The organism is Bdellovibrio sp. HCB337 (genome assembly GCF_047302465.1).
Taxonomy (GTDB): Bacteria; Bdellovibrionota; Bdellovibrionia; order Bdellovibrionales; family Bdellovibrionaceae; genus JACMRP01.
Genome location: NZ_CP178621.1, coordinates 431,351 through 457,006 on the forward strand (window position 1 = coordinate 431,351; position 25,656 = coordinate 457,006).

25 protein-coding genes are annotated in these 25,656 nt (G+C 43.0%); 3 read left to right on the forward strand and 22 right to left on the reverse strand.

Annotated elements, in window-relative coordinates:
- The first annotated feature begins 81 nt into the window (after positions 1 to 81).
- On the forward strand, positions 82 to 846 hold the full coding sequence (locus tag ACLWBB_RS02060; protein WP_413289885.1) for a DUF4423 domain-containing protein: 765 nt from the start codon (positions 82 to 84) through the stop codon (positions 844 to 846).
- Here the strand turns inward: ACLWBB_RS02060 and ACLWBB_RS02065 are convergent, their stop codons facing one another.
- The 21 genes from ACLWBB_RS02065 to ACLWBB_RS02165 all read right to left on the reverse strand — a co-directional run bounded on the left by ACLWBB_RS02065 (position 847) and on the right by ACLWBB_RS02165 (position 22,747).
- Complete coding sequence (locus ACLWBB_RS02065; RefSeq protein WP_413289886.1) at positions 847 to 1,920, reverse strand: hypothetical protein; 1,074 nt, start codon at positions 1,918 to 1,920, stop codon at positions 847 to 849.
- Positions 1,917 to 2,678 (reverse strand): outer membrane beta-barrel domain-containing protein, encoded by a 762-nt coding sequence (locus ACLWBB_RS02070; RefSeq protein ID WP_413289887.1) that lies wholly within the window; start codon positions 2,676 to 2,678, stop codon positions 1,917 to 1,919. Before ACLWBB_RS02070 ends, ACLWBB_RS02065 begins: the two co-directional genes overlap by 4 nt.
- Before the next feature lie 12 nt (positions 2,679 to 2,690).
- Positions 2,691 to 3,920, reverse strand: a complete 1,230-nt coding sequence (locus ACLWBB_RS02075) for a TonB family protein (protein WP_413289888.1) — start codon at positions 3,918 to 3,920, stop codon at positions 2,691 to 2,693.
- Positions 3,921 to 3,930: 10 nt separating this feature from the next.
- Positions 3,931 to 4,209 carry a hypothetical protein gene (locus ACLWBB_RS02080; protein ID WP_413289889.1) on the reverse strand — a complete coding sequence of 93 codons (279 nt, stop codon included), beginning with the start codon at positions 4,207 to 4,209 and terminating at the stop codon, positions 3,931 to 3,933.
- Entirely contained in the window at positions 4,206 to 7,172 is a 2,967-nt protein-coding gene (locus ACLWBB_RS02085; RefSeq protein WP_413289890.1) for a tetratricopeptide repeat protein, read from the reverse strand. Before ACLWBB_RS02085 ends, ACLWBB_RS02080 begins: the two co-directional genes overlap by 4 nt.
- Positions 7,169 to 7,657, reverse strand: a complete 489-nt coding sequence (locus tag ACLWBB_RS02090) for an ExbD/TolR family protein (protein WP_413289891.1) — start codon at positions 7,655 to 7,657, stop codon at positions 7,169 to 7,171. Before ACLWBB_RS02090 ends, ACLWBB_RS02085 begins: the two co-directional genes overlap by 4 nt.
- A 6-nt stretch (positions 7,658 to 7,663) precedes the next feature.
- Complete coding sequence (locus tag ACLWBB_RS02095; protein ID WP_413289892.1) at positions 7,664 to 8,107, reverse strand: ExbD/TolR family protein; 444 nt, start codon at positions 8,105 to 8,107, stop codon at positions 7,664 to 7,666.
- 36 nt (positions 8,108 to 8,143) lie between these two features.
- Positions 8,144 to 8,821: a MotA/TolQ/ExbB proton channel family protein gene (locus tag ACLWBB_RS02100; RefSeq protein ID WP_413289893.1), complete on the reverse strand. Its 678-nt coding sequence runs from the start codon at positions 8,819 to 8,821 to the stop codon at positions 8,144 to 8,146.
- A 167-nt stretch (positions 8,822 to 8,988) separates the two neighbouring features.
- Complete coding sequence (locus tag ACLWBB_RS02105; RefSeq protein WP_413289894.1) at positions 8,989 to 9,408, reverse strand: CBS domain-containing protein; 420 nt, start codon at positions 9,406 to 9,408, stop codon at positions 8,989 to 8,991.
- A gap of 353 nt (positions 9,409 to 9,761) precedes the next feature.
- The gene (locus tag ACLWBB_RS02110) at positions 9,762 to 10,223 is read right to left on the reverse strand and encodes a hypothetical protein (protein WP_413289895.1); all 462 of its coding nucleotides are present in this window, start codon (positions 10,221 to 10,223) and stop codon (positions 9,762 to 9,764) included.
- A 171-nt stretch (positions 10,224 to 10,394) separates the two neighbouring features.
- On the reverse strand, positions 10,395 to 11,627 hold the full coding sequence (locus tag ACLWBB_RS02115) for a sensor histidine kinase (protein ID WP_413289896.1): 1,233 nt from the start codon (positions 11,625 to 11,627) through the stop codon (positions 10,395 to 10,397).
- A gap of 19 nt (positions 11,628 to 11,646) precedes the next feature.
- On the reverse strand, positions 11,647 to 12,528 hold the full coding sequence (locus tag ACLWBB_RS02120; RefSeq protein WP_413289897.1) for a hypothetical protein: 882 nt from the start codon (positions 12,526 to 12,528) through the stop codon (positions 11,647 to 11,649).
- Positions 12,525 to 13,952 carry an ABC transporter substrate-binding protein gene (locus tag ACLWBB_RS02125; protein WP_413289898.1) on the reverse strand — a complete coding sequence of 476 codons (1,428 nt, stop codon included), beginning with the start codon at positions 13,950 to 13,952 and terminating at the stop codon, positions 12,525 to 12,527. Before ACLWBB_RS02125 ends, ACLWBB_RS02120 begins: the two co-directional genes overlap by 4 nt.
- A gap of 19 nt (positions 13,953 to 13,971) precedes the next feature.
- Positions 13,972 to 14,295 carry a hypothetical protein gene (locus ACLWBB_RS02130; protein WP_413289899.1) on the reverse strand — a complete coding sequence of 108 codons (324 nt, stop codon included), beginning with the start codon at positions 14,293 to 14,295 and terminating at the stop codon, positions 13,972 to 13,974.
- 362 nt (positions 14,296 to 14,657) lie between these two features.
- A complete protein-coding gene (locus ACLWBB_RS02135) occupies positions 14,658 to 15,098 on the reverse strand; it encodes an acyl-CoA thioesterase (RefSeq protein WP_413289900.1) in 441 nt (146 codons plus the stop codon).
- A gap of 41 nt (positions 15,099 to 15,139) precedes the next feature.
- Entirely contained in the window at positions 15,140 to 17,104 is a 1,965-nt protein-coding gene (locus ACLWBB_RS02140; protein ID WP_413289901.1) for a hypothetical protein, read from the reverse strand.
- A complete protein-coding gene (locus ACLWBB_RS02145) occupies positions 17,105 to 18,913 on the reverse strand; it encodes a hypothetical protein (RefSeq protein WP_413289902.1) in 1,809 nt (602 codons plus the stop codon).
- 122 nt (positions 18,914 to 19,035) lie between these two features.
- Positions 19,036 to 19,893: a trypsin-like serine peptidase gene (locus ACLWBB_RS02150; RefSeq protein ID WP_413289903.1), complete on the reverse strand. Its 858-nt coding sequence runs from the start codon at positions 19,891 to 19,893 to the stop codon at positions 19,036 to 19,038.
- Between the two features lie 321 nt (positions 19,894 to 20,214).
- On the reverse strand, positions 20,215 to 20,763 hold the full coding sequence (locus ACLWBB_RS02155; protein ID WP_413289904.1) for a hypothetical protein: 549 nt from the start codon (positions 20,761 to 20,763) through the stop codon (positions 20,215 to 20,217).
- Complete coding sequence (locus ACLWBB_RS02160) at positions 20,760 to 21,767, reverse strand: TolB family protein (protein ID WP_413289905.1); 1,008 nt, start codon at positions 21,765 to 21,767, stop codon at positions 20,760 to 20,762. Before ACLWBB_RS02160 ends, ACLWBB_RS02155 begins: the two co-directional genes overlap by 4 nt.
- Positions 21,764 to 22,747 (reverse strand): A/G-specific adenine glycosylase, encoded by a 984-nt coding sequence (locus ACLWBB_RS02165; RefSeq protein ID WP_413289906.1) that lies wholly within the window; start codon positions 22,745 to 22,747, stop codon positions 21,764 to 21,766. Before ACLWBB_RS02165 ends, ACLWBB_RS02160 begins: the two co-directional genes overlap by 4 nt.
- Before the next feature lie 81 nt (positions 22,748 to 22,828).
- Between ACLWBB_RS02165 and speB the strand changes: the two genes are divergently transcribed.
- A complete protein-coding gene (gene speB, locus ACLWBB_RS02170; RefSeq protein WP_413289907.1) occupies positions 22,829 to 23,770 on the forward strand; it encodes an agmatinase in 942 nt (313 codons plus the stop codon).
- Between the two features lie 159 nt (positions 23,771 to 23,929).
- Positions 23,930 to 24,991, forward strand: a complete 1,062-nt coding sequence (locus ACLWBB_RS02175) for a hypothetical protein (RefSeq protein ID WP_413289908.1) — start codon at positions 23,930 to 23,932, stop codon at positions 24,989 to 24,991.
- 57 nt (positions 24,992 to 25,048) lie between these two features.
- On the opposite strand, the gene ACLWBB_RS02180 is transcribed toward ACLWBB_RS02175, so the two are convergent.
- Complete coding sequence (locus ACLWBB_RS02180) at positions 25,049 to 25,312, reverse strand: hypothetical protein (protein WP_413289909.1); 264 nt, start codon at positions 25,310 to 25,312, stop codon at positions 25,049 to 25,051.
- Between the last annotated feature and the right edge of the window lie 344 nt (positions 25,313 to 25,656).

The following is a 25,656-nucleotide window of genomic DNA, read 5'->3' on the forward strand; positions in this document are numbered from 1 at the left end:
GCACCGAGAAAGAACATCTGCCGCGGACAATGTTGCATTTTACTTGCAACAAATAGAGGTTTTCTTATATTGCCTATAGTTGTGAAAAAACGTGAGAATCTATCGTCACCTTTAGCGGAATATCTTTACGATATTTTTGAAAAGCGAAAATCTCGCAATGAAAAGTATTCTCTGCGCGCCTTTGCTCGCGACTTGGATGTCAGTCCTGCGCGGCTGTGTGAGATACTTGCTGGAAAATACAATCCAGGGCATCAGTTGGTCGAAAAGATGGTATTTGCTTTAAAGATGGATCGTGATCAGCAAAACCACTTCTGGAGTCTGGTCGAAGAGCATAGCAAAATTTTCCGAAAAACATCTGGCGCTAGGATTGTCGAGAGGGATGAGCTTGAAATACTCATCGACTACGATCACTATTCTTTGCTGAATCTTATGGAAACCGATGACTTTAAGTCAGATCTGGTATGGATGGCGAATCGTCTAGGAGTTACTGAAACCAAACTGCAACAGATTTTAGATCGCCTCTTGTCCCGAGGATTTATAAAAAAATCTTCTTTTGGTTCGTACAAACCGACTTACAAAAAAGTCACGACGACTCAAGATTTTACATGTGAACACTTGCAGGAAGCTCATCGACGTCTTATTGATCATGCGTTGAAATCTATTGCTGAAGATCCTATTGATAAGCGCGATGTGACTTCAATAACATTTGCTATGGACCGTAAACAGCTTTCAGAGGCCAAAGAAATTATTAGAGATTTCCGCCGGCGGATGGCGAATCTTTTTGAATCTGGGCCCAAGAACGAGGTCTATAACCTCAATATTCAATTGGTCCCAGTCACGAAGTAGTTACATCTTTCTGCGGATATTTTGCGGGCACGCCTTAGTGCGAACTTCATATTTATCTAGTTCGTCAATCCAAGGGCGACCATCGTCAACAAACACCAATTGCTCAGCATTGGTTCTATTGAAATCACCTTTTTTGAAGAGATTTTTGTCTAGTTCAACATCGGCATGAAGTCTTTGAACAGCCTCAACCTCAACCAAGTTTAACTTCTGAACGATTTTGAAGTTGTCGTTGGTTTCATCAGAAGCCAATTGCTTCATACGATTTTGTAACTGGGCAAGACTAGAAGCTTTGGTTTTTTCAAAAGACGCCTGCAGCTTCGAAGAGGTTCCAGAGTAGTCAGAATTCAAAACGCCAAGCGCTTTTTCAGCGAGCTTATATCTCATCAATTGACGTTGAAGTTCAATGTCTTTAAAGAACAAAGCCGGCAAGCGATTCGCAGAATCGTCGATGTCCGAGAATCTCATAGGGAAGGCTTCAGCAGAAGCAATCACTTTTTGGAAGGCTTCGTTAGTGCCAGTTTTAGAAAGATTTTGAATCTCGATCAAACGAGTTTTTTGTTTTTCTTTAAAAGACTTGTTAGTTTCAAAAACTTCTTTGTAGTTACAAGCTTTCAATTGCGCCAAAGACTGCAAGAAATAAGACTCAGATCCCACATAAGACGCGAATTGCGGACTTAAAAGAGTTTTTGTCTGAGCCAGGGCATTTTCTAGCTGATTTTGACGGAAGTAAGTCCAAGCCTTTTCTTCAACGGCTTGTAACCAATAAGGACTTTTTTTACTGATTTGGCTATAAAGCTCACGAGCCTCGTCGTATTTGCTTTCGCTATACAACTTGCGTGCTTTCGCCATTTTCTCTTTGTTTTCGCAGTCGTCACAGATATTGAGTACTTTTTTATCCAGTTTCTCAAAATCAATTAGTTGAAGAGTTTGAGCTGTATTTTTGGATTTCAACGAAGCTGCGAAATCGTTAGCCCACTTCTGAGTGCTCAAGCGATCTTCCGCACGAGCGCCCACAGTAGCTGTAACGACAGCTAAAGCGATCATGAATTGTGAAAAGATCGGCGTTTTCATCATAAAATCCATCCAAAGCCAACAGTACCAACTGTTGCATCAATGTTACGAGGACCTGATACGATTTGATCTTGATAAGCTTGATAACGAAGTTCTGCACGAGCTGTCAGGTGTTTTGTCATCCAAAGACCAAAACCCATACCGCCGGTAACAACAGAAGTCTTACCGCTTTGCAATTCGATCTGACCGCCACCTGCGAGCAAGTATAAGTCAAACTGGGCAATCGCAGCGTCAAAGAAATTGATCTTACCGTACATTGGATACCAGTTAATAACGCCGATTGTAGAGTTAGAAGGACGATCGATATCTACAGTTGTAGAAACTTGTCCTGCAGCTGCATTTGCATCCGCGGTGCTGAAGATACGTTTACCTTCCGGAGACAATTCATTTTGGTACTTATAGTAGCGAGCACCAATAGACCAGCGTGGTGTGATGTGGAAATCTACAGAAGCACCAACGTTGCTAGTTTCTAAGTATGTTGTACCACCCATGACGCCGCCCATAGTAACACCGATTTCAAGGCGCAGATTGCGATCCACCAAACGGCTTTGAACGATACGAGACTTCGTTTCTGGATTCAGTCTTTCAGCCATATCCATCAAAGCGTCGTTACCGCCGAGGCTATCAACGTCTTTTGAAAAGTCGATTTGTTTCGCCTGTTGAGGAGCCGCAGCCACTTTCTTCGCCGCTTTTGGTGCCGCATGGGCATTTAGCGAGAGAAGTACAAGAGCGCTAATTGTGAGTGTTTTAAAGTTCTTCATAAAATACTCCTCTTATCGACTGCTCACGCGAGTGAGTTCAAATGGGTAAAGCACGTCGACGTTGACTTTTCCGACCGGTTTAGGGAATTGCCATGTTCTCATTTTATCTAACATACAAGTTTCAACGTATTTGGATCTTAAAGAAGACTGAGCGACTTTCGCCGTCGTGATTCTTCCTGAGGGACCAATCGTGAAGTCTACCGCTACGCGACCGCCAATCGATGGCTGCGCTTGAAGTCCTTTTTCATAGCAGTAAATGATTTGACCTTTGTTTCTGTTAATAACAGCGATGATTTGGTCACGGTCTAAACCGCCTTCAACAGTAGCTTCTTCATCTAGTGGTAAGCTGACAGCAGAAGTACCGCCCACCAAAGAGATTTTGCCATAACCAGCGCGTCCGCCACCAGAGCCACGAGTTCCGTAGCCACCAGCGCTTTCAGCACGACCGCCTTCGCCAGCGCTTCCAGCAATCAAGCCAGTTCCTGGCATCATGCCTTTCATACCACCGCGACCGGTAGCACCAACACCGCCACCACCTTGGCCTTGGCCAGCAGAGCGAATGTTTTTAAGTGAATTCATATCTAAGCCTTCAGCACCTTTGTGACCGTTTTTAAGACCACCAAGAGCAGCCAAAGCACCAACACGTTGAACGTCGGTAGCTTTCGCCGTTTTTACTTTATAAGGCTTCGTGATAAGTTTCTTTTGAACAACAGGGCGATAAACCTTGTTTGTAGGTTTGATTTTCTTTTCAGACACTTTCACATGCGGAACCGGAGCTGGTTTTTCAACCACCGGCTCTACTTTTGGAACAACGATTGTTACCAAAGCGGGTTCTTCAGGTTTTTCAGAGAAATATTTTGCAGAGATCCAAGCACCTAACATCAAGATCAAAACAAGCGCGATGTGACCCATCATTGTTTTTTCAAGGATGGTTCTTAGCTCTTTTTCGTCTTGTTCTTCACCTAATTGATATTCAGGGCTGTTAACAGCGCCAGCATCCATTAAACGAAGTTGGCCAAGGCCTTTAAGCTCGAGTGCTTTTTCTTTCAGTGATGAAATCTCGATTTTTTGTAAGAGAGTGTATTCAACATCGTTTTCGTCCAAAGTCTTGAGGTTTGCAACAGCCTCTACGCGGCGTTGGTCCTTCAAGAATACGATGTTCATAGAACGCGACTCTACAGCAAAGGTGCGAACCTTTTGACCCAATCTATTTTCGAGGATGAGTAACTTTGCAGTGTTCATAAGTAACGTCCTAGTTTCTTTCCGTTTCTTTTTGGGCGCGGTCCTCAAACTGAGTTCTGCCCCCTAAAAGATCTTCTAAAAATTTGTCGTTCTCGACCGTTGCAGTTGTATTGAGCGAGCTCTGATACTTACCGCGAAGAGCCGACCCGTCGAACTTGAAGGAAGTTCCTAACTTCGCATTCTTGTTTGCGACGGCTTTTCTCTTGTGAGCGGCTCCAGTTGCAGCGTTGCCCACAGATACTGTCAAAAGGTTTAGCAAAACGAGGGCCAAAGTAAGAGCGTGTCTCATAAGCTTCTACCTTTCTGTATTCGACCTAAGCGTGCTTCCAAGTAGGATGCCATCAAAGGATGACCGATTTTTGTCTCGAGATTTTTCAAATTTTCAATATCACGGATATTCTCCGGGTTTTCAGCCACGGTCTTACGAGCTGAAAGAAGGTCATTCATCGACAAAGTACTTTCATTCAAAGCACTTACGATATTTGAGTGCATTCTGCTGTCGTTCGGAAGCTGGGCCAAAAGTTGTAACTCACGGCGAAGAAGCTTCTTAAGTTCAGGACGAACGCTCGTGAAGTCCTTCAAAAGCTGAGCTAAAGAGCTCGAGCCATTCCAGATCTCGTTTTGTCTTTGTTGAGCAAACTTAGCTTTTGTGAAGTAAGGCTTGGATTTTTGCTTCAAAATATCCAAGTACTGTTTTTGCTCGCTAGCAGTTAACTTCGCAGGAACCGGCAATGCTACCAAGTCACGAACCATACGTTCGTTCTCGCTTGCCACCACGTTCAACGCCATCAACTGAGCTGTCACGTCTTTAAATCTTAAGCTGTTCGCTAAAGAGTTATCAGCTTCTTTCAAAAGCTTTACGCGTTCTTTGATCGTCTTTTGCAGACGAGAATCCGTAGATGCATTTAACTTATGACGAGCGATACGGGCTTTGAAAGACTCCATTTCGCTATAGAACTCTTGTTTTGCAATAAAGTTCGGAGCTGTCTGACGACGAAGTGCTGACATTGACAAGATAGACTTCAAACCTTTCTTGTCGCCAGTGCGCGCGTAAACCAACAAAGTCATTTCATTCAAAAGACCTGGATCTTTTGCAAGTTCAGAAGCTTGAGCTTTCAACTCTTTAACCGGAGTTGAAGAGAGCAATACTAAGCGTGAACGGGCAGAGCGAGCACTTTCGCCTTTAAGACCAGCTTTTAAAGCCGCACGGTAGTGTTTTGTAGGATTCAAAGCTGCTAAGTCCGCCAAAGTACCTAAACGTAGTTCTTTGTCTTTTTGAGCTGTTTTACCGAACTTCATTTTTAAAGCGGTTGAGTATGCGGTCTTGAAATCCAATTTTCTTTCGAAGTAAGCAACGATCTTACCAAGGCTTTCTTCACGACGAGCTTCTGTTACACCAGGTTGTGCAATTAAAGCTTGTAAAGAGCGAACAAAGATCTCGTCCTCGTTCAAGCGTTGAGCAAGAACGCTCATGTTCGTGTAGAAGATCACTTTGTCAGAAGCTTTTGCAGAGGCCATATTGGCCTTTTGCATTTGCTCAAGAGATTTCTTCAAATCTGAGTTGCTAGAGTTTTTATCGTTCGCAATACGTGCAGAGCGATTCAAAAGCGCTTTACGAGCCATTGTTTCGTATTCAGTACGTGCTTGTGGGAAGGCTGCAGAATATTGCCAAGCCCAGTCTTCAAGACTGTCTTCGTACTTCATTTGTACTAAGCAATCCAAAGACAAGTCGGCAGACTTTTTACGAAGATCCATTTTACCGTTTTTGTCCATCGCAAGCTCATAGAAAGCTTGAGCGGCTTCGCGGTGGTTCTTCTGTTGGTAAGTTAAGTACGCCATTTGATAACGAACTTCGAAACTTTTCTCGCCTTTAGGAGCGACAGACAAGTAGTGTTCGTAAGCAGCTTTTTGCAGAACTGGATTTTTAGATTTTTCAGCTGCAGAGATCTCATACAAAAGAGCGTTCTTCTGAGCTTCAGGAGCTGCTGATTTGTTATTACTGATCGAGCGAGTGAACTGCATAGCAACGGCGTGTTTACCCATATCGTCTGCGATTTGAGCTCCACGTTGAGCCATCTCAGCGTCATTTGGGAAAGTCTTGCTATAGATTAAGTAAGCGTTCAGCAAATCAGCATCTGGTTTTAACTTTTTAGAACGATGAAGCTCTGTAACATAACGTTTCATTGTTTTTTCAAGTTCTTGGCACTTTTCGACGTCTTTGCAATTCTTTTGGAATTCCTGAGCAGCTTTAGCGAAGTCTTGAGTCGACTTGCTAGTGTCACCACCGTCATAGTTAACTTGTGCAAGCTTCACGAACGCAGCTAAACGCTCTTCTTGAGATAGAGTTGCGTCTTCCAAGTAGCGGTTATAGATCACAGCTGCGGCTTTCTTCTGGCCTAAGCGGTCCGCTTCGGAAGCAAAGTGCAACAATAACTCTTTACGCTTGTCTTTCGGAGAGAAAGTTTCATAGCTAGAAAGTTCTTTATTAGTGATTGGACGACGAGCATAGAAAGTCGCCAAGTCACGAACGATGTCTGAGTGGAAAACAGGATCGTACGCAATACCATCAGCTGATTCACGAGCGATCAGATCTGGCTTTTTCAAAAGCCCTTCCATCGTCGAGATACCCGCATTCAAACGGTCTAGATTAAATTCAGACCAAGCCATGTTGTAGATCACCAGGCCGCGACCCATGAGTTTTGGATATTTCAAAGCAATCGAGTAGTGTTTGTGAGCTTCTTTGAAGTTTCCTTTTTGGAATAGCAAATCGCCAAGTCCAGAGTGCGAACGAGCGACGATCTCTTCAGAGATGTTCTTAGATTTAGATTCTTTGATGATACGTTCAAAAAGTTTGATTGCTTGGTCAGGTTGACCAGCCATATCGTGCAAGTGAGCCAATTGGAACAAGATAGGTCCATGGTCATTTACTTTTACTTCTTTTAAGAGAGTTTCGTAGATTTGAACGGCTTTCAAGCGGTCTGCTGTAGAGCCTTTGCAGCCATTACAGTTCGCTTCAACTTCAAGCATGAAGCGCTGACGAGCGCGCTCAGACAGCAAATCTGCCAGGCGTTGTTGGCTTGGCAAGTAAGAGCCATCGGAATTATCCATGGCTGAAATTACGCGCTCCATTCTTTCAATGACCATATCCTGAGTTTGAGCGCTCATTTTTTCTGCGTACGCGATCGGCAGACCACCCAGGATGGTTCCGCTGAAAATCGCACTAAAAATAAGGAAGTGGTTTAGCTGTTTCATTTTGTTGGTATCACCGCAAAGCGGAGTTTTTCAATGCCGGCTTCAGCGCCAGCTTTAAGTAAAGGATCAAGATCGGCGAATTCCATTTGAGTATCGGCTTGTACCATTAACTCAACTGCTTCTGTCGTCGACTTCTTAAGTTCGGCAAGTTTTTGTCCCAAAGCTTTGAGAGAAACTTGTTTTTCGTCTAAGAAGTAAATTCCTTTTTCGATTTTCAAAGTAGCAATAGCTTTATCAACAGTTTGACCAGACTCTGCAAGAGGCAAGCTCATGCCAGCGGCAAGTTGGCTTTCAACGCCACTTGTTTGAGTACCGATCAAAAGATAAATTACGATGATACAGAAAGCGTCGATCAAAGAAGTAAGTGGCAATGCCAAACCCAATTCTTTAACTCCACCATGAGCAGACTTTTCATTGCCCGCTTTAAGGGCTAGAGACTGCATCAGAGGAGATCGACGTGTTGTTGCAAGTGCAGACTTTTTCATAAATTCCTACCCAAGTGGGGACAAGCCCACTCCGTCGAATTGATTCTTTTTAAGTTGGTCCATGATACGGATCACGTCGCCGTAAGAAGCACGAGCTTCAGGGCGAACGATGCTAGTTTTAAGATCCGGCCATTTGTTGCGAAGAGCTTGGATTTTAGACTCAAGAGTATTCCAGTTAACACCTTGAGCTGTCTTTGCAACGCTGTCTTCGAGGTTTTTTGCCTGAGGTACGTCACGTAAAGACAATTGGACGGTGCCATCTTTCTGTAGAACGACCCACAGCGAGGGAGGATTCTTCGCACCCGCTGTGGAGTTGTCTCCGATAGCTTGCTTTGTATCGATCGTTCCAAGCTGCATCCACACTGCAGTTAGCAAGAGGAAGCAGATAAGAACGGAAAGAATATCCAATACTGGCAGAATATTAAGTTCGAAATTCAGTTCCTTTTTCATACAAAGCTCCGTATACGTCCAACAAATGTAGTCTGATTAGTTGTTCTTAGATTTCTTGTCTGTCACAGGTGAATAGTGGAAGCCCAACTGGATGAACAAGTTAAGAGCTGCCTTATTCAAATCGTCTGTAAGACGAGTCGCACGGTTTTGCAAAACCGCGTACATCACAAGAGCAGGAACAGCGACCACTAGACCGTAAGCAGTTACGTTCATCGCCAAAGAGATACCTTTTGAAAGGATCGTCGCTTTTTCAGCGGCATTGGCGTTAGAGATACCTGCGAAAGAGTGAATCAAACCAGTGATAGTTCCCAAAAGACCCAACAACGTTGCTACGTTGGCGAACATTGCCAAGAAGCCGATGCGTTTTTCTACGCGAGTTGTTTCTTCAAGAAGAACTTCGTCCATTTTAAGTTGGATCTCTTCTTTGCCGCCCATGTCGATGGCAGCTTGGATACCGGCAGCAGCAACCACACCGAGTGGCTCTTTCTGACCGATTTGTTGAGATCTGCGAAGAGCTTTTTCAAGGTTGCCAGAGCGGATATCGTCTGCAATGACCTTAGAGATGTTCTTTTGGTTCACCTTGCGGTTAACAAAAAGAGCGATAGCTCTTTCGATGATGATAGCTACGGAAACGATCTGAGCTGCTAAAATAGCCCACATCCACATAGCGTCTGATGATGTAAAAGCGCGACCTAAAGATAAAAAGAATTCCATTTTGTAATCCTCCGTTACGTTCTTCAACGCTGGAGCTAGAGCAACGGGGATGCCAGTCGGGGCGAGGCCCTAGGATCGTTCTCATAATGAGATTTCGAGCTGAGGGCCAAAAAGTGACGTCTTTTGTCAGTCACTAGTCAGTGTTTGGTCACTTTTGGGGGTCGGTTTTAGTGTGTTTTTTCCTCGTCGATGAGGCTATTCATGGCATTCAGAGCATCGATCCAGGTGAAGATGCCGACGAGTTTGTTGTTCTCGACGATCAATACGGATCCGTATTTTCTTTGCGCCATCTTTGCGCAAACTTCAGCGAGGGGCGTCTTAGGCGACACCGAGAAGGGCTCTTCAGTATAGGCTTCAGAGACGGTCATGATTTCGGGATCGACGTCTTTGAAGCTTTCAACGAGCTTAATATCGCGATCTGAGAGTATACCGACAAGTCGGCCGGCATCGAGGACGGGCAGATGGCGAATTTGATGTTGGCGCATAAGTTTGTCGGCTTTGGCGAGGGTTTGATCTGCACCGATGGTTTGCGGAGATACGGTCATGAATTTGTCGACGGTCGCTTCCTGCAAAGATCCATTTTTCATAGCGGCCTCCTGGGGCAAGTTTAGGGTATTAAACAAGCGTCGCAGGTTTTGCGCTTTAGAATGAAGTTTTCACGAAATAGGAGGGTCTCAGGGTGAGACACCGCAGACCTGGCACTGTTTGCCCCTTTTCGTCGAGGGATCTCTTATTGGCTATAGAAGCCAATACATTGGCGGGCGGCTGGCCCTGATTTTGGAGGTGTAAGAAGACAAGAAGGAGCTTTTATGAACACAGCTATTTTAGTCGCTTTGATGTTTCTAATGATCTTGAACATCACGACCGGGTAAATAAAAAAAAGCCCCATGCAGACGCATAGGGCTTAGAAGATCTTAGCATTTGAGTACGCTATCCTAGCTTACTCGCCAATTTCTACCGTAGTTTCAGTTGTATCAATGATAATCTGTTCGCTTGGATTCCAAGGCTTGAACACATAAACGTGGAATCCGAGGCTGCCTTCAGTTTGTGGCCCAGTCAGAGTGTCGTTGTCTTTTCTAAACTCACCAACACCGATATAGATCATGCAGCCATAAGCAATAGCGTTTTCAGCGGCAATGTATTCAGTTTCATCGCAAGAAATACTGACATTACCAAGCTCGCCACCAAAGGTTCCCAATTGAGAGTAGTTTTGAAGAAGAGCTTTTGCCAAAAGGGCTGGAAGCTGTTGGTCTTGCGGGAAAGGTTGTTCAGAAGAAGGATCAAGAAGAACGATAGAAGAGGCATTAGCAATAACAGCCGCCAAAACCTGAGACTCAAGTTCAGAAGCAGCTTTTGCTGAAAGGGAAGCACAGATCAAAAGACAAGCAATCAGCTTTTGCATGGGGAAGAACTCCGAAATATGTAATAAGTTGTTAAAAAAGAGACCGGAGTGCTACCACGCCCCCAAGAAAAAGGGACGCGGTTTTTTCGAGGTTTGTAAACATTGCGCAGTTTTGGAATGCTTAAGCGCAGTACAAAAAGGCGGAGGCTAAAAGTATGCAAATCAAATATTTTAGAATGCACTAGATAGTGGGATAGAAATAGTTACTTTTGTCCCTACTCCTGGTTTGGATACAATATTAAGGTCTCCGCCGACCGCCTTTAAACTATTGTACGCATTGAGAATACCCAGTCCATTTCCAGCTCCATTTTTTCCATAACTGAAAGCAGAGAGTTTTAACTTGGAGAGCACTTCTTCGGGTATGCCTTTTCCGAAATCTGTGATTGCAATTGTTGCTTGGTGATTATTTTCGCCCAACTCAATATATATATTTCCATTTTCTGTAATTGCTTCCACAGAATTATTAATCACATTGGAAACGATCCGAGATATCTCAGTGGCTGACAATAACAAAATCAAATCTCTTGAAAATGAATGGGGGCGTAGTTCGATTTGAACTAGTGAGTTTCTCTGAAATTCAATGGATTTTTCTTTTATAAGCATCTCTATCGTACTTACTAAGGCACATGTCTCCGAACTATTTTCTTCCAAAGCTGGGAGCATTCTTGATAAGCGATCTGAATTTCTATCTTTTGTTAACAGCTCGTCCGCAATGCCATTTATTCTAGTTACAACAGATTGTACGATTTCTTTGTGATTTGGATCTAGATTAGAGAAGGCGCCCGCCAACATATTCAATGCGGAAATGGGTGATCGAATATCATGAGCTAGTTTTTTCGATATAGATGTAAGCTCTTGAGCATATTGGACTTCCGCCTTCATCTTAGCAGCCTCAGTTTTCAACCGAAGCATCATATTTTTATATGCCATAAAAATTAGAACTATGCCGAATAGTCGGAAGCTCCATAGAGCGAGAGTGAATATTATCCCGTTATCATTTACAAAGCTGAAAGAGTAAATGCCGCCATTCAGAGACTGAAGGTCTTTAGAAACATGAGCTCCATGCAAAAACCATTCGGGTGAGTTGCATTCAGCAAGGGTATTCATATAGCGGAGGTCAAGAATATCGATTGCCGAAGGAGATTTCATTTTTACAACAGCGCACCTGATAGCTCCAGAAGTCTGGAAATCCGTAATGCTTCTTACCAAATATTGAAAATTAGAAAAATCCAATTCTTGCCTGAGTTGGTTGTTTATTGATGAAATTGTTTTGTTACTAAGATTTTTCTGAAGAAAGAAAAAGACGGCTTGGCAAGACATGAGCCATATGATGGCCAGAAAAAAGTAAATTCTATAGTTTCTATTTAGGGAAAAGTTTTGGATTTTCTGTATTAACATAATCATTTGAATTTTATCGGAACTCCTAGTAGACGAACCGCATTTCATTACCTAGATGCCATGGTACAAAGTCATTCATGAGGCATCTCCAAAGGTATATTCCATCAATTCCTGTTTTAAATTCTTTTAGAATTCTTATCTCAGCACCAGGCCAATTCAAATTTTGCGATTTTTCAATCTGACGAAATGCTTCTTCCTTATTTGTTGCAAAATAAGATGCTCTTTTTGCGACAATGCTATTCGTAGTCAATCCATTACTTTCTTGTGAAATTAGGTGATTTTTATAACATCTTGATGCCTCAATTAGTGAATGTGTTATGAGGTCCTCTTTTCCTTTGCCAGCGCGGCAGCCGGCAAAAACTCCGACATCCGTTTCTAGAATTAGTACAACAAATGAATAGTCAGTTTTTTCATGACCCAAATTTACAACTATATTGTTCTTCCGAAAAAGACGTACGTTTTTAAATGTACTTCCTAATAACTGAACGAGATTACTATTTGGACTTCGCTCAAACCCCTGAGGGGCCATGAAAAACGAGCTGTCGATCCATTTCGACCAAGCCCATCTTTCTACCGCCTCTCTTATGGCACGTTCTTTAGTTGAATTCGAATCGAATCCACATGCAAAACCACAAGAAGTTGGAAATTCCTCCATCAAGTACTCTTTGCGGGTATTTATGTCAGAAGCAATTTTTCTTGCCAAAGCTCGCTCAAATGCTTCTGCTATTGAAATTCTCTTTGCTATTTCACTTTCTGCGTGAGTTCCACCCGCAAGTGAAATGCCAGTTTGATCCTGGACAAAAAAATTCCAAGCGATAGTGATTCCCTTTGAATCGACAATAGGCTGCTGCACAATTTGAGCAACAGGAAACCCTAAATTTCGCAGAGCCTCTAACAGATTGGTCACTTTAATCTAATTCCTTCAAAATGAAAGATTCCGGAGTTTGGAGGAAGAGTTTTTAAGTCGATGTCACTTGATGCGAGCCAGTGAGTGCCAAAGTGAGTAAGCGGAATCACTGACGCGTCATCGTAAAGGGCCTGATTAAATTCTGATATGTATGCTTGTGGAATTGGACCACCATTTCTATCTTGTGCATCTACAACTTTACAAATTCTGCCGGATGGATCTGGATAGCAAACGCCTAAGTTAGAACAAAACATCATTTTAATGGTTCGATTTTTGGGGTATCCGCCTTGATCGACTCCATTCATCCTAATATCAAACTCTCTATTACTTAAAAGCCTGTGTCGCCAGTTATTTTCCAGCGGTTCTCCAAAATGGAATTCGACTTCTGCACTAGAATCGCGGAGAGCTTCTAAAGTGATTTTCTTAATTTCGTCTATTTCTTGCTGAGTGTAGTTTCTGTTGGCGAATGCAAAGTTAATTTTTTTCCCTGCCATTTCACTATTATAAGGCGTCAGATGCTGCCGTAGTTGGACGTCCGTCGGAGTCGAGGGATAAAACAGCGTAGATGAAAATAATGCAGATTTTTTCTTTGCAGCTGTAATTCGGTCGGCAAAGGCTTGTCTATTTTTCAGACTTTCAAATGGACCTTTCTTTATTGGAGAAACAATCATTGCCCACATAATAGAAGGTGGTGATTTAATCTCCATAAATGAAGGCAAATTTAAAACTTTGTCTCTACCTAATATTTCTATTACCGTAGTTGGAGAAGAATCAGAGAGCTTGTCGGGCGTAGCATATGAAAAGTGAATCTCCTTTGGAGAATCTTCAGAAATTGAAAACCAATCTGATCGTTTTTCTAGAAGAATTGAGTTTTTTGCTGAATGGCTTACTCGGTAAGGGCCAGATGAGATGATTTTGTGATCGTCTTTAAAACTACCGTCAGAATTAAAATTATGCGAACACCAAAACCCGAAATAAGGCAGACGTAGATGACCTATGAAGTTTTCGGGTCGTGCAGTTAACTTAAAGATTAAGCGATTATTTACGTAAGTAATGCCGGAGATAGAAGTGCTCTGACCGCTTGAAAAAGAGCCCCACCCTTCAAGCAGTTCGAAGTCAATTACCTTAGAAAATTTTGAGTATCTTTTTAATGCAAGTGTAAATGCTTCTGCAAAAGATTGTGCAGTAATGGCTGTTCCATCTTCACAGGCCAAGTTTGATCGTATATTGAATGTCCAAGTGAGGCCATCTTCAGAGGTACTAAAAGTTTCAGCAAGATATGGCTCGAATTGACCAGTTTCAGATAACTTGACGAGTGTCCCCACCAAGTTGGTAAGGACAGTCTCGTGAGTGGCAAAGTCGGAATCTTTTGGATTTAAGCTAAAGTACATGCCTTTTTCATCAAGCTTTTGGCGAAGGAACATGTACTCGAGTTTTTCAAATTTATGGAACGAATGTTTCCTTGTTGTCTGGTGAGTGTTCATAAGCTTCAGGCCCCACACGCTGAATAATGCAATTGAAACAATTGAGGTCCAAAGAAATATCATTTTCTTGAACCTGAATTTTGGAAGTTGGATCGACATATATATTATTATATTTGAGCACGATATTTACTTGTTGCTCAAATGAATAATCAGGGATCGAGTTAATGTCGCTTTTATTCACTCGAACAGTAAAGTTTCCTTTTTCGAGACTTTCGGCGTAGGTCTTTTGGCCAATAATTAACAGCGGTGATATTGCCAAAACATATTTTAGTGAGTTTTTCATTTTCCAAATCCTCTTTAGTCGAGTGGTTTTACTGACACCAGTTAATGCAGTTGAAGCATAAATGCAAAGTAGAGACCATCGCGTTGTAAATCTATCTCAATTTAAACGAGGTATGGCAGCTTAGCAGATGAAATATTTTCAGCGACGAGTAGCGAATTGCCGTTCGGAGGCGCAAAAGGCACCGGTTTATACTTCTACTTTTTGGCCATTGATGTCCGAAAATCGGACGTTTTTTGCCTAGTTGGGAACTGTATATACAGGCATCTGGCAGGCGGGCACAGGAGGATACGGGTTGGAAATCTCGTGACTTCTAGGGAGTTTTTTGTTGTGCCAAGGAAGCAAGAATATGAAGGCTCACGGAATTAATTTTGGCTGAAAAATAGGTCTAACACCCAAGTAGGTGCAGTGGTTACGCGTTTTGAGTGCATATCAATTATCGCAAACTCCAGAGTACCGTCGCTATAGGTAACTGTCTTTGTCTCATCTGTTAATTCATATGGAATTACTAGTACTTTTCCATCTCGTACCTCTGTTACTCGGGAAGTTGCTAGGACTTTCTGAAGGCCAGAGATAGGGCGTTTGAAATTCATTGTCGACTTTGTCAGAAAGAAACCGATTCCCTGTTTTGTCACATCCTCAATAGGCATTTTCATTTGCTCCGCCAGAAAATTTAGACGGGCAGTTGAGATGATATCTAAGTAGTGCTTTGAGTTCACATGTCCATATGAATCGATATCAGAGAACCTAATGTCGACTAATCCAACGTACTCAATTGGAGATCGTGTTTCGTTCTGTATGCTCATAAATTCTCCGACAACTCTAAAAGCATATTCATATGAAGCCTCTACGCACTTTTTCTCTGAGTCTGAGTGTCTTCGTAGATATTGAGCCATTTCTTCAATGCCACATCCGAGTGATCCATTTTTTTAATCACTGAGTCGATGGATTTGAAGTTGTGATTTAAACCGATGTATTCAGGGCGAGTTTCGCTCCAGTAGCTGTACACTTGGTATGCTACATAGAGGGCTGAAAGCTGAAATGCTTTGTCTTTGGCGGTAAGCCAACGAGTTATTTGGGCCGTGTGTTCGTCTGTCAGTCCATCTTTTTTAATTAGGTCAATAAGAGAATCCGCTGCAATTCGGTTGTCATCGTTTCCGATGTATTTGTGAAGATCAATTAATTCTGGACGTAGCTTATGAAGAGCTTCACGTGTGTTAGATACAACACGTTTATTTGGGAACTGTAGACAGTGTGATAGGGTAGTAACGATTTCCTCGTCTACTGAATCCCTAGTGAACAGTGTCTTCGCCAACAAGGTAATTCCGGATAATAGTAAGGCGTTGCCGGATTCTAGTCCGGTTTTAAGTAGAACCTTATACTGTGCTACTACTTGATAGCTCAGACGAGAAACCGGGAGTGTTGTAAGATGATTTCTCAAAGAATGAAACACATACTCTTTCTTTTCAAGGACTGCAGCGGTCATCGCTTTTAGGATAAGTGCAATATCGCGATCAGTTCTAAAATACTTAAGATCTTGCGTGTATGCGGGGGCATATCCGTGAATAGACTGAATGTAGGTCACTAGATATGGTTCATCGTAGTTCTTTACTTTAACCTGTGCCTCGTTGTGGCTCTCGATATAGGGTTGATACTTGCTTACCTGAGAGCTTTGCGTAACAAGTGTCGATATGTCTTTATTATCAACAGCAGTTAGGAAACGGGCAGTGTTGATGAGTGGCTGCCCCTCGGTTTCTGAGTTTCCGCCTAGCTTTTCAATTTCTACAGTGCCGATGTCGAGTGCGGCTTTCACTGTAAGTTGCAACTCTGGCAACTTAAATTCGCTGCTAAGATCTTGGAAAATTTCAAACAGGCCACGCACTATGTGAACGGCTCTGAGTTCTGCATCGTTATGTTCATTTTTTGGGACGAAGAATGAAATTTCATCACCAGAGGCGTTTTCTTTGTAGGCTCCATATCTAGAAAGATATTCGCCACCACGATTGAAGAATGTTTGTACTATGTATTGCAGAAGTTCAGCTGAGATTTTCTGCTTTAAAATGGTGTAGCCATTGATATCGCATCTGGCGGCTACGATTTCAACACTCCTAGTGCCAGCTTGCATCTGCTCATGGGCCCAAGTAAGACCGCTATAGGAGTTGTTTTTGTATTCCAAGGCCAGTTGTTCTGCGTGTTCACGGCGTTCTTCAACCCCGTGAATATAATTCTTAAGACGATGAGCTTCCGCAGAAAGAATTTCTGATTCACCAGTGCCCGATCTTCCCTTAAACCACTGAATGATCATTTTCACGTCAAAGTGTAAGAAGTAAGATGCTACCTGGTGAATTAACAGAATGATGCCCAAACAGAAAACGAATAGAATTTCCTTTTGATCACTCAGTAGTTGCATTAGGAGAGTGGCGAAGGAGACATCATCTTTACCAAAGAATACGATATAGTCTTTGCCTTGAATACGGATATTACGACGAGATTGGGAGAGGCTATTAGGGTCATAACTTGATTCTTTAATCAGAGCATTTTCACTGGAAGGGTAGATGAGCTGGCCTTTGCCATCTCTTATGACGTAGTATGAGATGCTCTCTGTTTGTCTGTAGGTATCAAACATATTCTGAAAAAGATCATCGGGGCTTTGATCACTGCTGTGATCCAGCATCTGCGCAATGTTTGCGACAATAGATTCATCTTTATGATCAACGACGTTTTTAATGTGCCAGAACTGAATAAGGTAAAGGGTTGGGTACCCAATGAAAAAAGCTATTAGAAAGATGTAGGTCTTTTTTAAGAGTCCCACCTACTTATCCCCTTTGAGGACACCATTTTTTTCAGTGTAGATGACTTGTGGCCTACTATTTTCAAACTTATAACCATCGGCAAATTCGATATGAACGCCTCTACTGCGGAGGTCTTCCGCAAAAGCTCTGTCAGATACGAGTCTCTTGCGGATTTTCAATGCATAAGCATTTTCGAGATTCTCATCGCTAGCTGTTTTCCTATCGGCACTTTTTGCTGCTGCGGGTGCTCGATTAACACCACTTGAAGGTATTCCTGCGCTGGTAGCTGCTCTTGGAGCAGACGACGATCTAGATCCAGAGCTTGAAGAAGAACCTATTTCGCTCGAAGTACCCTGAGTCGCAGGGGCAGGACGTGCAGGGGGTTGATTCGTGTCAGGTGCTGTAGGTAAAAGGGAGTTTGTGTCGGGGGTGCCTTGTGCCGGAAGTGTGGCCGCGAACGCTGGAGTTTCCACATATCTTGCGTATGGTGCAATTTTCTTTGCAATCGCATCGACCGAATTTTTAACGTAAGATTTAGTATTTTCATACTTTGCTTGTTGCTCGATGGTCGGAGTAGATGTCTTAGAAGAAGACTTTGAATTAGAAGGGGAGTTGAAAGTGTCTATACTAGCGATAGAGCGTTGAGCACTATTAGTTGAACCCAAACCGGTATTTCTAATGCCTTCATTTCTTGAAGGTAGGTCATTTGAAGCTGTTGTGGTGTTGCTTGGCTGAGTAGGTGCGAGGGACTCTGTCTCTGCAAAGGATGCATATGGATTCGCAACATCTCCCGCAATAGTTTTTGCTCCGGTTTGTTCGGAATTAAGTTTTTTGATTACGTTGTCTTTTGATAGGTTTATCTCTTTTGCATTTCCAAAAAGTGCTTGAGTTTTGTCTAATGAGCAAATGCCTTTATCTATTTGTTGAGCTTGGGCTTCAGAAATTGCCTTTGGGCTGCGGACGTTATGTGTAAATTCATGAATGAACATTTTATGAACATTTACTCGAAACATTTTTGGGTCTTTTTTTAAGCATTCGACGTCGACGCTAATTTTTGCTTTTTGACCCTCTTGTGTGCGACCGCATTTTTTATGTTTTGATCCATCGAAATCACAAGAAATTGGAAAAGGTGTCGAGACATTTTTTTTAACGTCATCAGTGCTTTCAGCAGATTTTGTTAGTAGATCAACCTCTCCTCGAAGTTTTTCGAATGGGTGGAATAGAGGTGATGATGACTGAGCTTGTTTGTCGAGGCAGCGAAGAGATGGGGGTTCTTTTAGAGTAGCCAAAACGTCACGATCGCCAGCGAGCAGAATATACATTGAGTTGGAGAAGGTCTCGAGTTCTTCTTTAGTAAGTTTTTCTGCACAATTTTTTTCGAAGACAACGCTACTGAAATTCTGCGGTAGAAGACTATTTGCAACCGATCCCATGTCGTCTTGATTTTTGACTAATGGTGGGACTTCGCATGTATCGTCATCATCTTTAAAGTGGGTTTGATATTTTCTGAAAGAAACTTGTTTCTGTTCCCAATCGTTTCCTGCATTTTGGTACGTTAAATACAAGAACCCATTTTTGGTTCTTTGCTCGACCCACATGGTGGAGTCTTTTGCATTTCTATGGATGGTAATTCGGGTTAAACCCATCTCAATAGCTTCTTGAGAGCTACTATCTATCTTAGTTACGCTGTACGAAAAATTAAGGTCACCAGTAAGTAAGGAGTATCCCGAATTGTGGCCTTCAACTTTGAAATAGAATTTAGCGGCAAATGTTTGATTTGCTGTGAATAAGATGAGGAAGAAGAAGTTAAGCTTTATTTTGTTCTTCATTTTTCCTTTATTGCTGATAAATCATTGATTTAACTCAACGTTTAGATCGGCATATTTAGGAAATAATGAAGGAAAAGTTAGGGAAAAGACTCGAGTTTTTTATGACTTTCTAGACCTATGTCCTATGGGCAAGTGTCTTTGTGTTTTTGGAAGGCAGCCTTAGCTTCTCTCCAGTCGTAAGTGAAGTTTACAGCTGTGCCTTTTGTAGCAGAAACAAAGTATTGATTCATGATTCCGATTGCTCTTAGGGATCCATCTGTCTCTCTGCAAAGCAAAGGACCGCCTGAATTACCTGGAGTGATAGGGCAACCAACAGTTAAAGCTGTAATATCGCTATCGCTTGTACGAAGTCCACAATTAGTTTGATACCAAAGAGTTCTAACATCTTTTTCACCTGGATATCCTGCGACCTCTAGTGTTTTGCAAGTGCCAGCATCTTCAACACTATACTGCGCAGTTTTAATAGGTTTAACTTGGTCTTCACTGAAAGATTTATTCAACTTAATCAAAACCCAATCTTCGGCGCCAGCATCTGGCGTTCCTCCGCTTGGATTTCCAGATTCAACGACTTCTCCGTCGACTGTGTATTCAAAATCCTTGTTGGAAGAACTAGATTGGCCAGCTGAGAACTTTACTTTTTTTCCGATAACATTTTGGTCACGACCGAGATTGTGTTTTGCTGTCCATACCAAGCATTTATTGCCAAGCCACGCACTTCCGCGTCCCAAATCCGTGTTAACAACACCAATGGCGTTGTACTCAGGGTTTTGTTTTCTATCTAGTGGTTTACGTGGGTCATTAGGAATTGAAACTGTTGCTGCATTTGTTTCTGCTACGGCAAAATACTTTTTTTGAATAGGGAGTTTTTGAAAGGCATTTTTGCGTGAGATTCCAGAGCACTTTTTAACGTCTCCAAATGAGACACTTGCAGTGCCGATGATTGCTGCGAAAACTGTGATGATGATTGCTGTGTTTTTCATATCGACCTCACTTGCAGATTGGTATTTCAAGAAACCTGCCGCCTCAGATGCAAATGAGTGGTAATTTAGGGGACTTAGCCCTGTCAAGGAGCCGATTTAGGGACCAAATTTGGCGCCTAAGTATGTGGAATTATTTCAGACTGAGACACTTTGCTGTTCGGCCAAAACCTTCAAATTTCGTTCAGACCGATCAAGCGATTTTTTGAAGTTCTGCCGCTTGCTACCTGGCTTCATTGGAAATGTATTCGCGATAAAAGAAAATAGATCCACGATTCGGAGAATTGATCCGAATGTTCGTGCAGATAAATTATTTAGGAAGTTTTAGTTTTTCTTATTCCACTCGAAGTTCTTCACGAGCTGATTGCAGTTCGTAAGAGTTTTTTGGAAGCTGGATTGATTGTCTAAGCAAGTAAGGATGGCGACTCGTTGGCCCTTTTGCAAAATGACTTGGCGGATCTGCTTGTTCTTGCTTCGTTGAACCATATCAACAACAAGCCCGGGGCTTCCTGCCACCGCGAAGGACTTTGCGCCCAAGACTTCAAAACCATAACTTGGATAATCGCGCATCCACTTCTTAGCGTAAGATTCTAAGCTGGATTGTTTGGACAAGGTGTCTGTGCGCACTGACAATGACGCCGATGCATCCATCTGACCCTTCGGAGTGAAGCGCACAGATTCAAACATCGATTCTTTATTTTGAGGAGTCGGCAACCAGTCGGTGCCCAGAGTTCTTAAGTTAAATCCTTGGCTTTGAAAGTAATGTCCCTGCTGAGGGTCTGTTAAAACAGAAGTGCTGGTGCCCGGATGGGGGGCCGCCAGCACAAAGCTCGAGGATAAAAGAAGTAATGCACTCAAGATCTGATATTTCACTTTTTCAGTGTATCTGAGACGGGCTGTTCATTGCAAGGCCCAAGATCCATAGGTAAATCCCAACGGTAAACTTGGCTCTTATCATTGCTGGTCACGCGAAAGATCATAAGGTTTGGATTTTTCACAGAAAAGCGCACTTCAGAAAAGTTCAGTTTGTTTTTCAAAATGGTCTGGGTGCAGAGCTTCTCAGCTTCATAAAGATCTATTTGGCTAAACTCAGATCCCTCGGGAATCCAGCTATAGACAAGTTCCCCTTTGCGACTGAAAGCCACATCTTTGACGACACCTTGAAGACTCTTTACGATCTTGCGGTTCTTACCCCACACATTCGTAGTTACTATGTTTTGTACTTTTGCTGTCGCATCTTCTTCGATCCAATAAAGATTTTTTCCATCCGCGGATAAAGAAGGATTGCGTTGAGGTTTCGCTGGGTCCACTTGAAACGGCAGGACCTGATCTGTATCAAGGTCTAGCCAATACAGTCCAGGAACTCCCGAACGGGTCGAGGTGAAAAGCATTTGTCGCTTCATCGGCACAAAAATCATTTCGCCATCAAAGCCGGGCGAGTTCGTAAGCCTGCCGATTTCGTTCCCATACAAATCGCTGTGGTAAACTTCGGCGCGAGGGTAGGCCGGGTTTGCATCTGTGGCAAAAGGCTGCTCTTTGATTTCATCCGTGGTGGATGAGTAAAGAATTTGATTTTTCTCTAACGGAAACACACTCAGGATTTCGCCATCTTGAAAAGTCAGGCGGCGATCTCGTTGCATCGTTAAATCATATTCGTGAATTTGGGTGTTCTTATGCCCAATGCGATTTTTGCTGATGTAATAAATTTTTTCGCCATCAACCGAAAAAACAGCGCCACGATTGTAACCCTGAGAAAGCACCACACTGACATCTTTAGATTTTAAATAATCTACTTCAGCAGGAAGCTCGGTTTTTTTGGTATTGGATTGGCAGGCGAGAAGAGCCACACACATTCCAAACGCAAAGAGAAATCTCACAGTGTCTCCACCTTTTTCAAAACCTTAGTTAATAAACTTGAAGGATTCACTTGTTTCAGATTTTTCAGCTCCACCCACTGCACAGTCTTTGGCGATTTTGGGGCGCGTGAATCCTTTTGAATCTGAATGTAGATATCATGATGAGTGATAAAATGTTTAACATCAAATTTTTTTGGTTTTTCCTTCGAGGTCAGGACCTGACCCGGGAAAATCCATTGGCCTTTTAGAAAGGGAGCATAAGTATTTTGGACCAAAGCCACCTGATTTTTTTCTTTATTTTTTCGAATATGGACTTCTGGCTGCCATACCCAAACTTCACTTTCTTTGCGTGGTTTTTTCAGAGGTAATTTATCCACAAGATTTTTATCACGAGCCACACAGTCAGAACTCCATGGACAAAGCAAGCAACTCACTTTTTGCGGAGTGCACACCGTGGCGCCTAATTCCATCAGAGCTTGATTGATTTCTGCAGGCGATCCAGCCTCTGCCATTTGATCTGACATTTTTTGCAATTCATCGCGAGCCTTTGTGTTCCACCACTCGGTTTTCTTGCCATACTTGCGAGAAAGAACGCGAATCACGTTGCCATCTAGGACTCCCACGGCTTCGTCAAAAGCAATACTTGCAACTGCGCGAGACGTATAAGGACCAAATCCTGGCAGCTCTAAAAGTCCCGCCGCATTTTTCGGAAAGCCTTTGGCTGCGATTTCTTTGGCAGCTTTGTGCAGATTGCGCGCTCGCGAATAGTAACCAAGTCCCGCCCAAGCTTCGAGCACTTTTGCCTCGGGAGCTTTCGCCAAGTCTTTCACTGTTGGAAAGAGCTTCAGAAACTTTTCGAAATAAGGGATCACAGCGACGACTGTGGTTTGTTGCAGCATGACTTCTGAGATCCAAATTGGATACGGGTCTTTGCTCTTACGCCAAGGCAAGTCTCGTTTATTTTCTTGATACCATTTCAAAAGCTTTTTGTGATCCGTCATGGCTGAAATGTATTCGACAAAGCGATTGTTTCCAAATGCTTTTTAGAAGATACTGGGGCTTCTAGCAGGAGAGCTAAAATTATGGATTATAAACCTCTCAGCGGTCGTGAGTTTCCTCGTTTTTCGGGTCTTAAAACATTCTTCAGATTGCCTCATGTTCCCGTCGACGCCGATTACGAAGTCGGTATTTTCGGAATTCCTTATGATGGTGGAGTTTCTTATCGCCCCGGTCCAAGATTTGCGCCCTCTGCAGTCAGAGAGATGTCCAGCCTTGGCCGTGGTTTCCACATGACCAGAGAGCTCAATTGGATCGAGAAATTGAAAGTCGCAGATATAGGTGACTGCCAAACGGTTCCTATTGATCAAACCCAAACATACCAGCGCATTGAAAATTTCGTCGGCGACGTTCTTAAGAACAAAAAGAAATTCCTGGCTTGCGGTGGAGATCATTCGACAACTTTGCCGGTGCTTCGTGCTTTAAGAAAACACTATGGCAAGCCATTGCAGTTCATTCACTTTGATGCGCACTTAGATACTTATCCCGCAGCGTGGGGATGTGAATACCACCATGGCGCTTTTGCACGTCACGCGGTGGAAGAAGGATTAGTAGATCCTAAGAAGATGATTCAAATCGGCATCCGTGGCCCATTAGCGGGCGGTGACGATTTAGATTTCGTGAACAAAAATGGCATTCGTGTATTTAGCATGGATGACATTCGTGAAAATCACATCAATGAATTTGTAAAACAACTTCCGACTTTCGATGACACTCCGGCGTACATCAGTTTTGATGTTGATTGCTTGGATCCAGCCTATGCGCCAGGGACAGGCACTCCAGTTCCTGGAGGTATGACTAGCTACGAAGCTCAACGCATCTTAAGAGCGTTGAAGATACCTAACCTTGTGGCCGGGGACGTAGTTGAAATCTCTCCTCCTTTTGATCATTGTGGCATAACATCATTAATAGGAGTGGATGTGATGTTTGAGTTTCTTTGCATCATGGCTGGAAACAAAAAATCATAGAATGAAGTTTTATCTTTGTTTGTTCACCTAGACTCTGGACTAGAGACTCCGGGACCTAGGTCGACAAACAGAGCAGATTCTTAGAAGTTCAACCTCATAATCCCCTACCTTCGTCATTTTTCACGCAAGTTTTCCCCCAGACCTGACGAAGAGAGAGTTATGAGAACACAATACTTTAATCCAAATAAAATTTTGATCTGCTCATTAGCTGCTTTGTCATTGTCTTGCTCAAAGGCACGATTCGCACCTGCCGAGAGTGTTGAAGATGCAACTGCAGTGAATACTCCAAATAAAGTAGTAACCTCTACTGAGTTTGTAGCAGCAGGAAATAAACAAGTAGATTTCTTGTTGGTATTAGATGACTCGAACTCAATGTTGCCAGAGCTTAAAAAACTTTCTTCAAAAATGGCGACATTTGTAAGCTTCCTAGAAGCGAGCCAAATCGATTGGCAAATGTGTGTAACGACCACACGTGCTTCGAACTTTGGTAAATACTTAGCTTGGAAAAACTACGCGGCTCCTTCAGGAATACCGTCGCATGTCCTTAAAAAGGGTGCTTCAGGCCTGAACACGATCTTCACTTCGACGATTGATTCTATCACAATTGGTGGCGGCGATTCCGGAGATGAAAGAGCTATTAAATCCGCGTTTGTCAGCTTCCAAAATAGTGGTTCTTGTTATCGTGCTGGTGCTGCAGTGTCTGTCATTGCAATTTCAGATGAAGACGAGCGTTCCGTAGGGGGCGATTCTTCTAAAGTGAAAGCCAATGATGCAGCCGGTACGTATCAGCCTCTTGAAGCCGAAGATATTCCAACGAACTTGGTTGCAAGAGCTCAAGCTACTTTCGGCGCCAATGTGCGATTTACTTTCAACTCGATCATCGTAAAACCTAAGGACAAAGCTTGCGAGAAAGACCAAGACATAGACACATCTCCAAGTCATCCAGGTACAGTCTATGCTTTGATGTCTGCTATTTCCGATGGGGGAGTGGGCAGCATCTGTGATGCTGATTACAGCTCGAATTTGAATACGTTCAAAGACAAGATCGTGAATTCTTTAACTCAATTGAATTTGCAATGTGACCCTGTTGAGGGAAGCCTCAAAGTATGGGTGAATCGCAAATTGATTTCTGAGTATAAAAAAGAGAAGAAGATTTTAAGGTTCCACAAGGCATTGATCGAAGGAACTCGTATCGACTTGGTCTACGACTGCAAAGATTAATTCGAACAAAGACACAAAATCAAAAAGCCCGAGGTACGAACCCCGGGCTTTTTTAATTTATTTTGCTACGCAAGTCGCAGTTACGATAGATCCGTGAGAACGGTAGGTTTGAGTGGATTTGCACTGAAGACCACCCTCGTCGCAGTTTGCACGAACGTACAAATTGCCTTCTTTATCCTGGCCGACAACGCTATTGCCATCACACCAAGAGAAATAACGAACAACAGGCTCGTCGGCAAATGTATCGCTGCCACCGCCACCAATAGTTACTGCCATAGCAGGAGTCGTGGCGAATAAAGCCATCACTAACAATGATTTCATGAATTCCTCGCTTTTGTTTGGTGCCGGAGATTAACACGGTCCGAACAAGCGCCACAATCCCCCTGAAAATTTTGGAGACTCGCCCTTGGGAATTTGGGGAATTTTGTTGAGAGTTTTGACAGGCCTCTATTTTGTGTCTCTTTTCAGGGGCTTCGGCGACGTCTCTGGGCCCTTTTGGGGGTACTCAGGGCAAGAACTGCATGGTCCGCGCTTTGCTTAGAAAGATTCCGAATTCAGAGGCGGCAACGGAAAACAGGAAAGTTTCACCTGCACCATCGCTAAAGACACCCTCAAGGAGCAGAGGGGTCATCAACTAAAGAGTGATGGTGGAGGGCCCAAGCGGT